We start from the raw sequence: 14,696 nt of genomic DNA, 5'->3' as shown, positions 1-14,696 counted from the left end.
AAAGTCATTGCGTGTTTTGGGGAGCGGAGGCTTCCGGTTCCGGCGTCGGTGCAGGCGCTTGAGCGGGCGGCTGCGGCAACGATTCCGGTGCAGTATCGGGTGAGGCGGCAGGTATCGCCTCCTCGGCTTCCGGAGCGGCCTCGGGCGCTGTTGCAGGCGCCGGGCTCGAGCGGTAATCCGCGCGCCGCTTGAGCTGGTACTCGCGCACCGCGTTGTTGTGCGCGTCCAGATCATCGGAGAACACGTGGCTGCCATCGCCACGGGCAACGAAGTAGAGGCTGGTGCCATCCACCGGATTGAGAGCCGCGTGAATGGCTTCACGTCCGACCATGGCGATCGGCGTCGGCGGCAGGCCGGGAATCATGTAGGTGTTATACGGCGTGGCTTCCTTGAGATGAGCACGGGTCAGCTTGCCGTTGTAGCGGTCGCCCAGGCCGTAGATCACCGTCGGATCGGTCTGCAACTGCATGCCCAGCGCCATGCGACGTACGAAGACGCCAGCAATCTGGCCACGTTCCTGAGGCACGCCCGTTTCCTTTTCCACCAGCGACGCCATGATCAGCGCCTGATAGGGCTCGGTGTAAGGCACCTCGGCGGAGCGCTTTTCCCACTCCTTGGCCAGCACTTCGTCGAGGCGGTCGAAGGCCTTTTTCAGCAGTTCGGTATCAGTCACACCGCGCACGAAGCGGTAGGTGTCGGGGAAGAAGCGGCCTTCAGGGAACAGACCCTTGTGACCGATTTTGGCCATGACCTCGCTATCACTCAGACCATTGAGAGTCTGTTCGATCTTTTCATCCTTGGCCAGCGCGGCGCGCACTTGATGGAAATTCCAGCCTTCGACCAGCGTCAGGCTGTACTGAACCACATCGCCACGCTTCCACAGGTCGATCAGGCCGTTGACGGTCATGCCCGGTTGCATACGGTACTCGCCCGTATGAATCGGCGTGCCAGCGAGATTGAACCGCCAATAGACCCGCAGCCAGAACGCGTCCTTGATGACGCCATCGGCTTCGAGTCCAAGAAAAGTGCGGGTCGGGGTGGATCCCTTGGGCACATCCAGCAGTTCTTCCTGCGTAATGTTCAGGGGCTGTTCCAGTGCCGAATGAATCTTCCAGGCGCTGGCGCCCAACAGCAGCCCTGCCAGAACCAGTCCGGTTTCCAGCAGCAGCAAAAGTTTACGTCTCACGAATCAGGCATCCAGTAGCGCGCGGGCAATGGTTTGCAGTTTACGGGTGAGCGGGCCAACCGGCCAGCTCAGAGCAGCACAGGCGCGTACCGGCCAGACGCCATACACGCTGTTGCAGACAAAGACTTCATCAGCCCATTGCAGCTGTTCGAGGGGGATGTCGGTGATTTGCACGGGAATGCCCAGGGACTCGGCCTGAAACAATATTTCTGCGCGCATCACCCCGGCCACACCGCAGCGTTTCAGGTCCGCCGTAATCAGCACACCGTCACGTACCAGGAACAGATTGCTGAACACGCCTTCGATCACCCGACCGGCCTGGTCGAGCATCAAACCTTCGGCGTGCTCACTGTCCCGCCATTCGGCGCGGGCAATGACCTGTTCCAGTCGATTGAGGTGTTTGAGCCCGGCGAGCAACGGTTGTTTGGACAAACGCGTGCTGCACGGAAACAGGCGAACGCCCTGCTCGGCGTGGGCCGCTGGATAAGCGGCGGGAGGATTGCCTTGCAGAATACGTCGGCCCTGCGCCGAAGGATCCGGCGCATAACCGCGCAATCCGTCGCCACGGGTGAGGATGAGCTTGAGCACGCCCTCGCCCATCGCGGCAGCATAGGATTGCAGCTCATGGCGAATCAGCTCGACGTCCGTCGCAATGGCCAGACGTGTACAGCCGTCGGCCAGACGCGTCAGATGCCGATCCAGCAGCAACGGCTGGCCGCCTCGCACGGCGATGGTCTCGAACAGACCGTCGCCGTAAGCCAGGCCGCGATCTTTCAGCGACAGAGCGTCAGCCGGCAGACCGTCGACCCAGCAGTCCATCAGCCGGCGAACCGACGGAACGCCAACGTGCCGTTGGTGCCGCCAAATCCGAACGAGTTGGACAGCACGACATCGATGTCCATGTTGCGCGCGGTATGCGGCACGAAATCGAGGTCGCAGCCTTCGTCCGGCTCATCAAGGTTGATGGTTGGCGGCGCCACCTGGCTGTTGATCGCCAGCACGCTGAAGATCGCCTCGACCGCGCCCGCCGCACCCAGCAGGTGACCGGTCATGGACTTGGTGGAGCTGACAGCCAGCTTGTAGGCGTGATCACCGAACACCGACTTGATCGCGTTGGCTTCAGCGAGGTCGCCGGCCGGGGTCGAAGTGCCGTGGGCGTTGATGTATTGCACTTGATCGACGTTGATCTTCGCATCGCGCAGCGCGTTGGTGATGCAGCGTGCAGCACCGGCGCCGTCGGCGGGTGGCGAAGTCATGTGGAAGGCGTCGCCACTGGTGCCGAAGCCGATCAGCTCGGCGTAGATGGTTGCGCCACGGGCCTTGGCGTGCTCGAGTTCTTCGAGCACCAGGGCGCCGGCACCGTCGGACAGCACGAAGCCGTCACGGCCCTTGTCCCACGGACGGCTGGCGCGGGTCGGCTCGTCGTTGCGGGTCGACAGCGCACGGGAAGCACCAAAGCCGCCCATGCCCAGACCGCACGCGGCCATCTCGGCACCGCCGGCAATCATCACGTCGGCTTCGTCGTACATGATGTTGCGCGCCGCCATGCCGATGCAGTGCGTACCGGTGGTACACGCCGTGGCGATGGCGTAGTTAGGCCCCTGTGCACCCAAATGGATGGACAGGAAACCGGAAATCATATTGATGATCGAGCCAGGCACAAAGAACGGAGAAATCCGGCGCGGGCCGGTCTCGTGCAGGGTGCGGCTGGTTTCTTCGATGTTGGTCAGACCGCCGATACCCGAACCCATGGCCACGCCTATGCGTTCACGGTTGGCATCGGTGACTTCCAGACCGGCATTGCGTACGGCTTGAAAGCCGGCCGCCAGACCATACTGAATGAACAGGTCGAGCTTGCGCGCTTCCTTGACCGACAGGTATTCCTCGACATTGAAGCCCTTTACCGAGCCGCCAAAGCGGGTGGAATAGGCAGAAAGGTCGGTGTGTTCGATCAGACCAATGCCACTGCGGCCAGCCAGAATGCCCTGCCAACTGCTCGGCACATCCGTGCCCAGTGGCGACAACATACCCATACCGGTGACTACGACGCGTCTACGCGACACAGCACTCTCCTTTTTCAAATGACGACTTTGCATCAGGCCTAAAGAAAAAACCGCACGCCATGATGGCAGTGCGGTTTTTCCATGACAGCAAGCAACGATTACAAACTATTACGCCTGGTGGCTGGTAACGTAGTCGATTGCAGCTTGTACAGTAGTGATCTTCTCAGCTTCTTCGTCAGGGATTTCGGTCTCGAATTCCTCTTCCAGAGCCATCACCAGCTCAACGGTGTCAAGGGAGTCGGCACCCAGGTCTTCTACGAAGGAAGCGGTGTTGACCACTTCTTCTTCTTTAACACCCAGTTGCTCGGCAACGATTTTCTTGACGCGCTCTTCGATGGTGCTCATACCTTGTTTTCACTCCTAATGGACAAATTCAGGCAGCTGGCCAGTGGGTAAGTGTATAGAAAGACTTTTCAGCTTTTCAACTGAAAGCTTCACTCCTCAAACCCTGCGGCCCTCTGCCTATAAATAGATTGCAGCTTTATAACGGATTTTAGACAGCTCGTATGACATTTTTTTGAAGCAATCCGTCACATTTGAATTACATGTACATCCCGCCGTTAACCGGGATTGTAGCCCCGGTCACGTATGCCGCACCGTCGGATGCAAGAAAAGCGACCACGGACGCGATCTCTTGAGCTTGTCCCAGACGGCCCAGCGGAATCTGCGTCTGCAAGGCTTCACGCTGTGCTTCAGGCAGCTCGCGCGTCATATCGGTGTCGATGAACCCTGGGGTTACCGAGTTGACCGTAATCGAACGCGAACCGACTTCACGCGCCATGGCACGGCTGAAACCTTCCAGCCCGGCCTTGGCGGCTGCATAGTTTACTTGGCCAGCGTTGCCCATGGCACCCACCACCGAGCCAATACTGATAATTCGGCCCCAACGCGCCTTGGTCATGCCGCGCAGAACGCCCTTGGACAGGCGATACAGACTGTTCAGGTTGGTATCGATCACGTCGTACCACTCGTCGTCTTTCATGCGCATCATCAGGTTATCGCGGGTGATGCCGGCATTGTTGACCAGAATCGCTACCGGCGCACCGAACTGCTCCTGGATGCTCGCCAGCACCTTGGTAACCGATTCATCGCTGGTGACGTTCAGTTCGAAACCTGCGCCTTGAATGCCGTTTTCCTTCAGGGTCGCAGCAATACGCTCGGCGCCCGAAGCGGAAGTCGCGGTGCCAACAACGATGGCGCCCTGACGACCCAGTTCCAGTGCGATAGCCTGGCCGATGCCACGGCTTGCGCCGGTGACCAGTGCAACTTTACCTTGCAGACTCATGCAAGCTTCTCCTGATTCAGACAGCCGCTGCGCGAGCAGCAGCGAAAGCGTCTGGGGTATTGAGATTGGAAGTCGAAACGCCTTCGGCGCAACGTTTGTTCAGACCGGCCAGCACTTTGCCAGGGCCACATTCGACCAGGTTGGTCGCGCCTTTGGCGGCCAGGGTCTGGACCGATTCAACCCAGCGAACCGGCTTGTAGAGTTGCTCCAGCAGATCACGCTTGAGGGTTTCCAGATCCGCCGGCACCTGGGCGCTGACGTTCTGTACCACAGGGATCTGCGGCGCCTGCCAGTCGATGGCAGCGATGGACTCGGCGAAGCGCTCGGCAGCCGGGCGCATCAGTTCACAGTGCGACGGCACGCTGACCGGCAGCGGCATGGCGCGCTTGGCGCCACGGGCCTTGCAACCCTCGATGGCGCGTTCAACTGCCGCCTTGGCACCGGCGATCACTACCTGGCCCGGGGAGTTGAAGTTCACCGCGCTGACCACTTCGCCTTGCGCCGCTTCGGCACAGGCAGCGAGAACGTCAGCATCTTCCAGACCGAGGATGGCAGCCATGCCGCCCTGCCCGGCCGGTACGGCTTCCTGCATCAATTGGCCACGGCGCTCGACGAGCTTTACCGCGTCGGCCAGGCTAAGGCTGCCGGCAGCGACCAGCGCGCTGTATTCACCCAGGCTGTGACCGGCAACGAAGGCCGGACGCGCGCCACCTTCAGCCAGCCACAGACGCCACAGGGCGATCGAAGCGGTCAGAATGGCCGGTTGGGTTTTGTCGGTTTGATTGAGCAGCTCTTCCGGGCCCTGCTGGGTCAGTGCCCACAGGTCATAGCCCAGAGCATCGGATGCTTCTTTGAAAGTTTCAAGGATCAGCGGATGTTGCGCGCCCAGCTCGGCCAGCATGCCGAGGGACTGCGAACCCTGTCCTGGAAAGACGAATGCGAGGGAAGCAGACATGTAACAAGCCCCTAATGATCTTGTCGTCGGAAAAATGGCATCCCGCTAGAGGGACGCAAGAAACTGACAGTTGGATGGCCCTTTGAACCGGGCGGTCACATTTAAGCATTGTCCGACGAAAACGCCTAAGACAACAAATCCTCCAGACGGCCGTGCAGGCGCTCGGGAAGATTCTCCTGAATCTCAATCAGCGCTCGCTGAATCGCACTCTGAAACCCCTGAACCCCGGCCGAACCGTGACTTTTCACGACAATCCCCTGCAAGCCGAGGAAGCTTGCGCCGTTATGTCGCGCCGGCGCCAGATCAGCCTGCAGACGCTTCATCAATGGCAGCGCCAGAGCACCAACAGCACGGGAAGCGAGGTTTTTCTTGAACAAGGCCTCGATGCGCGCAGCGATCATCGTCGCCAGGCCTTCGCTGGACTTGAGCAGGATATTGCCGACAAAACCGTCGCACACCACCACATCCGCCTCGCCGCGATACAAGCCGTCACCTTCGATGAAACCGATGTAATTGATACCCCGCGCAGCCTGCAATAACGTCGCAGCCAGCTTGACCTGCTGATTACCCTTGATGTCTTCAGTGCCGATATTCAACAGCGCAACGCGCGGACGGGCAATGCCCAGCGTCTGCGCCGCCACGGACCCCATTACAGCAAACTGCAACAGATGCTCGGCACTGCAATCGACGTTGGCGCCGAGATCAAGCAACTGGCAGTAGCCTTTCTGAGTGGGGATCGCGGCGACCATGGCCGGACGATCAATCCCCGGCAGGGTCTTGAGCACGAATCGCGACAGGGCCATCAGTGCCCCTGTATTGCCGGCACTGACACAGGCCTGGACCTTGCCATCACGCAGCAACTCAAGGGCGACACGCATCGACGAGTCCGGCTTGCCACGCAGGGCCTGGGCAGGTTTTTCGTCCATGGTGATGACTTCGGACGCCGGAACAATTGTCAGGCGCGCACGATCGGCAGCCGATTGGCCGGTGATCAGTTCTTCAAGAAGGGAGGGTTGACCGACGAGGGTCAGGTGCAGCGAGGGTGTAGCAGAAAGGCAAGCGAGGCTGGCCTGAACAATGCTGCGGGGACCGAAGTCCCCGCCCATTGCGTCAATCGCGATGACTTGAGCGGACAAGTGATTACTCGTCAGCGCCCTTGTCGATCACTTTACGGCCACGGTATACGCCTTCTGGCGATACGTGGTGACGCAGGTGAACTTCACCAGTGGTTTTTTCTACAGACAGGGTGCTAGCCTCGAGAGCGTCGTGCGAACGGCGCATGTCACGGGCAGAGCGGGATTTTTTGTTCTGCTGAACAGCCATAATTGATTAACTCCTAAACGTTTGGGTCACGCTTTAACTGCGCCAATACACTGAACGGGTTGGACCGCGTTACCTCGTCCTCGCTCGGTTCGGGCTCATCTGCTCCCGCCGGCTGCTGGCATTCTTCCGGATGATGAGCAGGCACAATGGGCAAGGCGAGCAGAAGCTCCTCCTCGATCAGTGACTGCAGATCCAATGGATCTTCGCCCAGTTCCAGCACGTCATAACCTTTCGGCAACGACTGGGTATTCGCACCCTCCTTCACTACAGCGTAACTGCATTCGCTGTGGATCGGCAGGGTGACCAGCTCAAGACAACGCTGGCAAACCATTTTGACTTCGGTGTCGATAAAGCTGTGGATCACCACAGATTTACGTTCATCTCGTTCAAAAACGAATTTGGCCTGCACCGTACCGACATCGTCGGAAAGCGGGTCGCAGAGTCTCTTCAAATCGGCCAGCAGCAGTTCACCTTGGAGGGTGGTGCCACGGTCAGCCAATTTGCGCGGGTCAACGTGAGGTGGAATCGGGTCATTCAACATAGGCGCAGCATTATAGGGATGCACCCACCCATGTCAAAGGAAATTGTGCCCTGTCCGTCACTTGCGCGGCTCCGCTAGAATCTGCCGCCTGCCTCTGGAGATGCGAATGCTGCCTTTATTACTCGCTTCAAGCTCGACCTATCGTCGGGAATTGCTCAGCCGCCTGCGCCTGCCGTTCGCCTGCAGCTCGCCGGATATCGATGAAAGCCATCGCCCGGACGAGTCGGCAATCGAGCTGGTCAAGCGCCTCGCCGAACAGAAAGCCCGAGCCTTGGCCGACAGCCACCCTGCTCACCTGATCATCGGCTCCGATCAGGTTGCGGTACTCGGCGAGCGCATCATCGGCAAGCCGCACACCTTCGAAAATGCCCGCGAACAACTGATGGCCGCCAGCGGCGCCAGCGTGACCTTCCTCACCGGCCTGGCCCTGCTCAACAGCCAGACCGGCCACTGCCAGGTCGACTGCGTGCCTTTCACGGTGCACATGCGCGTACTGGATCAGGCCCGCGTCGAGCGCTATTTGCACGCCGAACAACCCTACGACTGCGCCGGCAGCTTCAAGGCCGAAGGCTTGGGTGTAAGCTTCTTCCAATCCACCGAAGGCCCGGACGCCACCAGCCTGATCGGCCTGCCACTGATTCGCCTAATCGACATGCTGTTGATCGAAGGCGTACAAATTCCCTGACCCACAAAAAACCGGCCCTCAGGCCGGTTTTTCCTTGCAGCAACCGATCAGCGCAACGACGGGCCGTTAAAACCCATCCACATTGCCAGTTTCTCGGCAACGCTGGCACCGAGCTTCTTCGAGAAGCGATCAAACGGCGATTCCTGAACGGTGAAGTCCACCAACTCCTTTTCGCCAATCACGTCACGCGCCACCGAGCTGGCATTGCCCAGACCATCGATCAGCCCCAATGGCAGCGCCTGCTCGCCAGACCAGACCAGCCCGGAGAACAGCTCCGGATGCTCCTTGTCCTTCAGGCGATCACCACGCCCCTGCTTGACGCTGTTGATGAACTGCTTGTGCGTGGTATCCAGCACACTCTGCCAGAACGCCGTTTCTTCCGGCTTCTGCGGCTGGAACGGATCAAGGAACGCCTTGTGCTCGCCGGAGGTGTAAGTGCGGCGCTCGACACCGAGCTTTTCCATGGTGCCGACAAAGCCGTAACCGGCTGCCGTCACACCAATGGAACCCACCAGACTGGCCTTGTCGGCATAAATCTGATCCGCCGCACTGGCAATGTAATAGGCACCGGAAGCGCCCAGGTCGGAAATCACCGCGTACAGCTTGGTGTCGGGATGCAGGCCGCGCAGGCGCTTGATCTCGTCATACACATAACCCGACTGCACCGGACTGCCGCCCGGACTGTTGATGCGCAGGATTACGCCCTTGACCTTCTTGTCCTCAAACGCCGCGCGCAGGCTGCCGACGATATTGTCGGCGCTGGCCGGTTCCTTGTCGGCAATCATGCCGGTGACGTCGATCAGTGCGGTGTAGTTACCACTGCGGGTGGCGCTTTTTTCCATGTCCATCAACGGCGTGAACAGGATCAGTGCAACAAACAGATAAACAAAGGTCAGCAACTTGAAGAAGATGCCCCAGCGCCGCGAACGACGCTGCTCCTGCACGCCGGCAAGCAAGGTCTTTTCCAGCAGCTTCCAGCTTTTCGCATCACCGTCGTCGGCAGTTGCCTTGGCCGGTGCTTTCCATTCGTCGGTCATGCCATCCACCCCAGCAAAAACGTATTAAGCCTGCTGCCCCAGCCAGGCGTGCAATTCGGAAAAATGGTCGATCGACAGTCGCGGCTCGAACTGTTGCAGTGATTCGATCGATTGCGCGCCATAACTGACCGCCACCGAATCCATCCCCGCATTGCGCGCCATCAACAGATCAAAGGACGAGTCACCGACCATCAGCGCTTGCTCGGCACGCACACCGCAATGCGCAAGGATCTGCTCCAGCATCAGAGGGTGCGGCTTGCTTGCAGTTTCATCGGCTGCGCGGGTGATATCGAAATAATCTTCCCAGCCATTGGCCTTGAGCACCCGATCCAGCCCGCGACGATTTTTGCCGGTCGCGACAGCCAGGTGATAGCCCTGCTCGCGAAAGGACGCCATCGACTCGACTACGCCTTCGAACAACGGCGAAGGCACGGCTTCTGCAGCGATGTAGTGATCCGCGTAATACTCGCGAAACAAGGTCATCTCGGCATCGCTGATTTCCGGATACAAGGTGCGGATCGCCTCGGGCAAGCCCAGACCGATGATGCCTTTAACGGCAAAATCATCACGCAACTCGAAACCTGAACGCCCGGACGCCGAGTGCATCGCCTCGACAATCCGATGAATGGAATCGGCCAGGGTGCCGTCCCAATCAAAAATCAGCAGCTTGTAATCAGATGGGCGCACTCAATCGCTCCACAGTCTTGGCCCACATTTCATCGACTGGTGCCTGCAACTTGAGTTCACCGCCATCGGGCAGCGGCACGGTCAGCATGTAGGCGTGCAGGAACAGGCGCTTGCCGCCCAGATCACGGATTTCCTTACTGAAACCGTCATCGCCGTATTTGGTGTCGCCGGCAATGCAGTGCCCGGCGTGCAACGTGTGGACGCGGATTTGGTGCGTGCGACCGGTGATCGGTTTGGCCTCGATCAAAGTGGCAAAATCGCCGAAGCGACGCAGGACCTTGAACACGGTCACAGACTCCTTGCCCTCCTCCTCGTCGACCTCGACCATGCGCTCACCGGAGCGCAGATTGCTCTTGCCGAGCGCCGCACGGACCTGCTTGATCGAGGTCGCCCAGTTGCCGCGAACCAGTGCCATGTAGCGCTTGTCGACACCGTCACCGCGCAACGCGGCATGCAAGTGACGCAACATGCTGCGTTTCTTGGCGATCATCAGCAGGCCGGAGGTGTCGCGATCGAGACGGTGAACCAGCTCGAGCTCCTTGGCATCGGGGCGCAACTGACGAAAGGCTTCGATAACGCCGTAATTCAGGCCGCTGCCACCGTGAACCGCAATGCCGGCGGGCTTGTTGATCACGATCAGGGCTTTGTCTTCGTAGACAATCGAGGCTTCCAGGCGCTGCAACAGGCCTTGGGCCAAAGGCACCGGTTCGTCACGCTCAGGCACGCGCACTGGCGGCACGCGCACGATATCGCCGGCCTGCAGCTTGTATTCGGGCTTGATCCGACCTTTGTTCACGCGCACTTCGCCCTTGCGCAAAATGCGGTAAATCAAGGTCTTGGGCACGCCTTTGAGCCGGGCGAGGAGGAAATTGTCGATTCGTTGGCCGGCATATTCCGGCGAGACCTCAAGCAGTTGAACGCCTGGGGTCGTAGGGGCAGTAGTCGTCATGGCGCGGATAATAACAATTTTTTATGGAATTGAAGCACTTAATCATTGCTGCTATAGTCGCGAACGCCGCCAAAAGCGGCCTGGACAGCGGAACCACGGTCAAAAACCGGCCCTGACCAACGCAATTCACCAGGACGCGAGGCCGTCCTACGGGGCTTTTGCTACGTAACGGTGGAGTTTGCAGCTGTAACAAGCGCAGGTGACATGAGGCCTGAATCACGCCGCAAAGCAGAGTTTTGACTCGCCACGCGAGCCATATTCACGGCCAGTTCACAAAGTGCAGTCAGCCGCGGATGACCCCGAGCGAAGACTCCGGAAACACCGCCTGAATTAGCCATGATGCGTGACCTCCCCTTTCGGAGCTCACGGTAAATGCCAACCCGCTGCGGATTCTGCGCGCGGCAGCACCCGAATTATCAGGGATACGTGTAGGGTGGAGATGCACAACCGCTGGACTGTGTAGCAACAGGTTTTATCAAGACGCTTCATCTCGTCCACAGCCACCGGTTGATTCCTCCTCCTGACTGAGTGCTTAAGTAGCCACAGCAAGCAGGACGCGTACGTCGCGATAACGGCCCAATTGGCCGGACATCGCTGGACACGGGAATGGCCAACCACTCCCGACGCACCTGACACCGACCGTGAGAAGTCGTGTGTGCCGAACGCCGTTTCCGGCAGCCCGGAAACCGACGGTACTACATGAAAAGAATGCTGATTAACGCAACTCAACCCGAAGAGTTGCGTGTTGCACTGGTAGATGGCCAGCGCCTCTACGACCTGGACATCGAATCCGGTGCACGCGAGCAGAAGAAGGCCAACATCTATAAAGGCCGCATCACTCGCATCGAACCAAGCCTTGAGGCTGCCTTTGTCGATTTCGGCTCCGAGCGCCACGGCTTCCTGCCCCTCAAAGAAATCTCCCGCGAATACTTCAAGAAAGCCCCTGAAGGCCGCGTCAACATCAAGGACGTCCTGAGCGAAGGCCAGGAAGTCATCGTTCAGGTCGAAAAAGAAGAACGTGGCAACAAGGGCGCAGCCCTGACCACCTTCATCAGCCTGGCCGGTCGTTACCTCGTTCTGATGCCGAACAACCCGCGTGCCGGCGGCATCTCCCGTCGCATCGAAGGCGAAGAGCGCAACGAACTGCGTGAAGCGCTGAACGGTCTGGTCGCTCCGGCCGACATGGGGCTGATCGTGCGCACTGCCGGCCTTGGCCGCAGCAGCGAAGAAATGCAGTGGGACCTCGATTACCTGCTGCAACTGTGGACCGCCATCAAAGAAGCCTCGCTGGATCGTTCCGCGCCGTTCCTGATCTACCAGGAAAGCAACGTGATCATCCGCGCCATCCGCGATTACCTGCGCCAGGACATCGGCGAAGTGCTGATCGACAGCGTTGAAGCCCAGGACGAAGCCCTGACCTTCATCCGCCAGGTGATGCCGCAGTACGCCAGCAAGATCAAGCTGTACGAAGACAGCGTTCCGCTGTTCAACCGTTTCCAGATCGAAAGCCAGATCGAGACCGCTTTCCAGCGCGTCGTCGAACTGCCATCCGGCGGCTCCATCGTCATCGATCCGACCGAAGCCCTGGTGTCCATCGACATCAACTCGGCGCGCGCCACCAAAGGTAGCGACATCGAAGAAACCGCCCTGCAGACCAACCTTGAAGCCGCCGAAGAAATCGCCCGTCAGTTGCGCCTGCGCGACATCGGCGGCCTGATCGTCATCGACTTCATCGACATGACCCCTGCCAAGAACCAGCGCGCCGTGGAAGAGAAAGTCCGCGAATGCCTGGAAGCCGACCGCGCCCGCGTGCAGATCGGCCGCATCTCGCGCTTCGGCCTGCTGGAAATGTCCCGTCAGCGCCTGCGTCCTTCGCTCGGCGAAAGCAGCGGCATCGTCTGCCCGCGCTGCAGCGGCACCGGCATCATCCGTGACGTCGAATCGCTGTCCCTGGCGATCCTGCGTCTGATCGAAGAAGAAGCCCTGAAAGACCGCACCGCCGAAGTTCGCGCTCAAGTGCCAATCCCGGTGGCCGCGTTCCTTCTCAATGAAAAACGCAACTCGATCACCAAGATCGAACTGCGCACCCGCGCCCGCATCGTCATCCTGCCGAACGATCACCTCGAAACCCCGCACTTCGAAGTTCAGCGCCTGCGTGACGACAGCCCGGAAGCCGCAACCAACCAGTCCAGCTACGAAATCGCTGCCGCTGCCGCCGATGTCGAAGACGTCCAGCCAGCCGCCGCGACCCGCACCCTGGTTCGCCAGGAAGCCGCGGTCAAGACCGCTCCGGCCCGCGCCAACGCTCCGGTTCCGACCGAAGTCGCCGCTCCGGCCCCGGCACCTGCTCCGGTTGCTGCGCCAGAGCCAAGCCTGTTCAAAGGCCTGGTGAAGTCGCTGGTCAGCCTGTTCGCCACCAAGGAAGAGCCGGTTGCTCCGGTCGTGGTTGAAAAACCAGCCACCGAGCGTCCGGCCCGCAACGAAGAGCGTCGCAACGGTCGTCAGCAGAGCCGCAACCGTAATGGTCGCCGCGATGAAGAGCGCAAGCCGCGCGAAGAGCGTGCACCGCGTGAAGAGCGCGCCCCACGTGAGCCGCGAGAAGAGCGTCAGCCGCGCGAACCACGTGAAGTCCGCGAGCCACGCGAATCCCGTGACGAAGCACCGGTAGCCCGCGAAGAACGCGCACCACGCGCCCCTCGTGAAGAACGTGCACCACGTGCTCCGCGCGAAGATCGCAAGCCGCGTGGCGAGCGTGAAGAACGCGTACGTGAACTGCGCGAGCCGCTGGATGCCGCTCCGGCCGTTGCTGCCGCCGCCACCGCTGAAGAGCGTCCTGCCCGTCAGCCACGTGAAGAGCGTGCGCCACGTCCTCCGCGTGAAGAGCGTCAACCGCGTGCCGAACAGGCCGCTGCTGCCGTCGCTGAAGAAGAAATCACCACCAACGAAGAGCAACTGCCGGAAGACGGTTCGGAGAACGCCGAAGGCGATCGTCCACGCCGCCGCTCCCGTGGTCAGCGTCGTCGCAGCAACCGTCGCGAGCGTCAGCGTGATGCCAACGGCAACGTGATCGAAGGTTCGGAAGAGTCCGAGTCCGGCGAAAACGCCCAGGCGCCAAGCACTGCCGATCTGGCCGCTGGCCTGGCTGTGACCGCTGCTGTTGCCAGCACCGTGATCAGCGCTCCAGCTGAAGCTCAGGCCCACGAGCAAGCTGAACGCGCTACCGCTGCAACACTGGAAACTGCTCCAGTAGAAGCGCCGGTTGTTGAAGCCACCACTCCGGTCGTAGCACCTGCTGCTCCGGAAGTCGAAGTAGCTCCGGCTCGCGAAGCTCAGCCTCAGGTTGAAGTCGCTGCCGAACCAGCTGTGTCCTTTGAAGCGCCAGCCGTCGCTGAACAGTCGGTTGTCGAAACCGTCGCTGAAACCGTGACCGAAACCGTGCGTGAAGTTCGCGAAGAACAGACCGCGTTCAACTGGGTCGCCGAGCCGGCTGTCACTGAAACACCAGCGCCAGTGGTTGAAGCGCCTGTTGTTGAAGAAGCCAAGGCTGCCAAGCCAGTAGTTGTTGCTGAACCGGCACCGGTCGTTGAAGCCCCTGTGGTTGAAGCGCCAGTAGTAGCCGAAGCACCAGCGCCAGTGGTTGAAGCTGCTCCGGTCAGCGCCCTGACCCCAAGCGGGCGCGCGCCGAACGACCCGCGCGAAGTGCGTCGTCGCAAGCGTGAAGAAGAGCGTCTGCAGAAGGAAGCCGAGCTGGCTGCCGCCGCTGCTGCTCCAGCTGCCGACGTGGTCGAGGCGGCTCCTGCCCCGGTCGCTGAGGAAGTTGCCGTTGAAGCCGTGATTGCCGAAGCACCACGCTCCGTTCAGGAAGCGGTCGAGCAACACGAAGAGGCCCAGGAAAAAGAACACGAGCCTAAACCCCTCGTCTGATTCCAAAAGCCACTAAAAAGCCCCGCCTGGTGATCCAGGCGGGGCTTTTTTATATCTCAAG

At 60.2% G+C, this 14,696-nt stretch carries 14 protein-coding genes; 2 read left to right on the top strand and 12 right to left on the bottom strand.

The window, feature by feature from the left end; translation table 11 throughout:
• Positions 1-4: 4 nt before the first annotated feature.
• The 9 genes from mltG to ACM6JM_RS15240 form a co-directional block, all read right to left on the bottom strand.
• Entirely contained in the window at positions 5-1,186 is a 1,182-nt protein-coding gene (gene mltG, locus ACM6JM_RS15280; protein WP_074688101.1) for an endolytic transglycosylase MltG, read from the bottom strand.
• A gap of 3 nt (positions 1,187-1,189) precedes the next feature.
• The gene (gene pabC, locus ACM6JM_RS15275) at positions 1,190-2,005 is read right to left on the bottom strand and encodes an aminodeoxychorismate lyase (RefSeq protein WP_103386987.1); all 816 of its coding nucleotides are present in this window, start codon (positions 2,003-2,005) and stop codon (positions 1,190-1,192) included.
• Positions 2,005-3,249, bottom strand: coding sequence for a beta-ketoacyl-ACP synthase II (gene fabF, locus ACM6JM_RS15270; RefSeq protein ID WP_007908259.1), 1,245 nt, complete (start codon positions 3,247-3,249; stop codon positions 2,005-2,007). The genes pabC and fabF overlap by 1 nt, the downstream gene beginning before the upstream one ends.
• A gap of 108 nt (positions 3,250-3,357) precedes the next feature.
• Positions 3,358-3,594, bottom strand: coding sequence for an acyl carrier protein (acpP, locus tag ACM6JM_RS15265; protein ID WP_003175607.1), 237 nt, complete (start codon positions 3,592-3,594; stop codon positions 3,358-3,360).
• A 196-nt stretch (positions 3,595-3,790) separates the two neighbouring features.
• On the bottom strand, positions 3,791-4,534 hold the full coding sequence (gene fabG / locus ACM6JM_RS15260; RefSeq protein WP_007950790.1) for a 3-oxoacyl-ACP reductase FabG: 744 nt from the start codon (positions 4,532-4,534) through the stop codon (positions 3,791-3,793).
• Between the two features lie 16 nt (positions 4,535-4,550).
• Positions 4,551-5,489, bottom strand: a complete 939-nt coding sequence (fabD, locus tag ACM6JM_RS15255; protein WP_007950787.1) for an ACP S-malonyltransferase — start codon at positions 5,487-5,489, stop codon at positions 4,551-4,553.
• 125 nt (positions 5,490-5,614) lie between these two features.
• Positions 5,615-6,625 carry a phosphate acyltransferase PlsX gene (gene plsX, locus ACM6JM_RS15250; RefSeq protein WP_074688106.1) on the bottom strand — a complete coding sequence of 337 codons (1,011 nt, stop codon included), beginning with the start codon at positions 6,623-6,625 and terminating at the stop codon, positions 5,615-5,617.
• Between the two features lie 4 nt (positions 6,626-6,629).
• Positions 6,630-6,812, bottom strand: coding sequence for a 50S ribosomal protein L32 (gene rpmF / locus ACM6JM_RS15245; RefSeq protein ID WP_003179396.1), 183 nt, complete (start codon positions 6,810-6,812; stop codon positions 6,630-6,632).
• Positions 6,813-6,825: 13 nt separating this feature from the next.
• Positions 6,826-7,353, bottom strand: a complete 528-nt coding sequence (locus ACM6JM_RS15240) for a YceD family protein (protein ID WP_003204262.1) — start codon at positions 7,351-7,353, stop codon at positions 6,826-6,828.
• Between the two features lie 106 nt (positions 7,354-7,459).
• On the opposite strand from ACM6JM_RS15240, the gene ACM6JM_RS15235 reads away from it, so the two are divergent.
• Positions 7,460-8,038: a Maf family protein gene (locus ACM6JM_RS15235; RefSeq protein WP_103386988.1), complete on the top strand. Its 579-nt coding sequence runs from the start codon at positions 7,460-7,462 to the stop codon at positions 8,036-8,038.
• 47 nt (positions 8,039-8,085) lie between these two features.
• Here the strand turns inward: ACM6JM_RS15235 and sppA are convergent, their stop codons facing one another.
• The 3 genes from sppA to rluC are packed head-to-tail and all read right to left on the bottom strand — an operon-like array spanning position 8,086 to position 10,711.
• On the bottom strand, positions 8,086-9,075 hold the full coding sequence (gene sppA, locus ACM6JM_RS15230) for a signal peptide peptidase SppA (RefSeq protein WP_039770673.1): 990 nt from the start codon (positions 9,073-9,075) through the stop codon (positions 8,086-8,088).
• A gap of 24 nt (positions 9,076-9,099) precedes the next feature.
• Complete coding sequence (locus ACM6JM_RS15225; protein ID WP_085607333.1) at positions 9,100-9,762, bottom strand: HAD-IA family hydrolase; 663 nt, start codon at positions 9,760-9,762, stop codon at positions 9,100-9,102.
• Positions 9,749-10,711: a 23S rRNA pseudouridine(955/2504/2580) synthase RluC gene (gene rluC, locus ACM6JM_RS15220; protein WP_039770677.1), complete on the bottom strand. Its 963-nt coding sequence runs from the start codon at positions 10,709-10,711 to the stop codon at positions 9,749-9,751. Before rluC ends, ACM6JM_RS15225 begins: the two co-directional genes overlap by 14 nt.
• Positions 10,712-11,410: 699 nt before the next feature.
• On the opposite strand from rluC, the gene rne reads away from it, so the two are divergent.
• On the top strand, positions 11,411-14,635 hold the full coding sequence (gene rne / locus ACM6JM_RS15215; RefSeq protein WP_103386989.1) for a ribonuclease E: 3,225 nt from the start codon (positions 11,411-11,413) through the stop codon (positions 14,633-14,635).
• Positions 14,636-14,696 lie beyond the last annotated feature (61 nt).

This window comes from Pseudomonas sp. IT-P2 (assembly GCF_949767575.1).
Classification (GTDB): domain Bacteria; phylum Pseudomonadota; class Gammaproteobacteria; order Pseudomonadales; family Pseudomonadaceae; genus Aquipseudomonas; species Aquipseudomonas pharyngis.
Note: the sequence above shows the minus strand (reverse complement) of the source record. Positions and strands in the feature narration are given on the sequence as shown.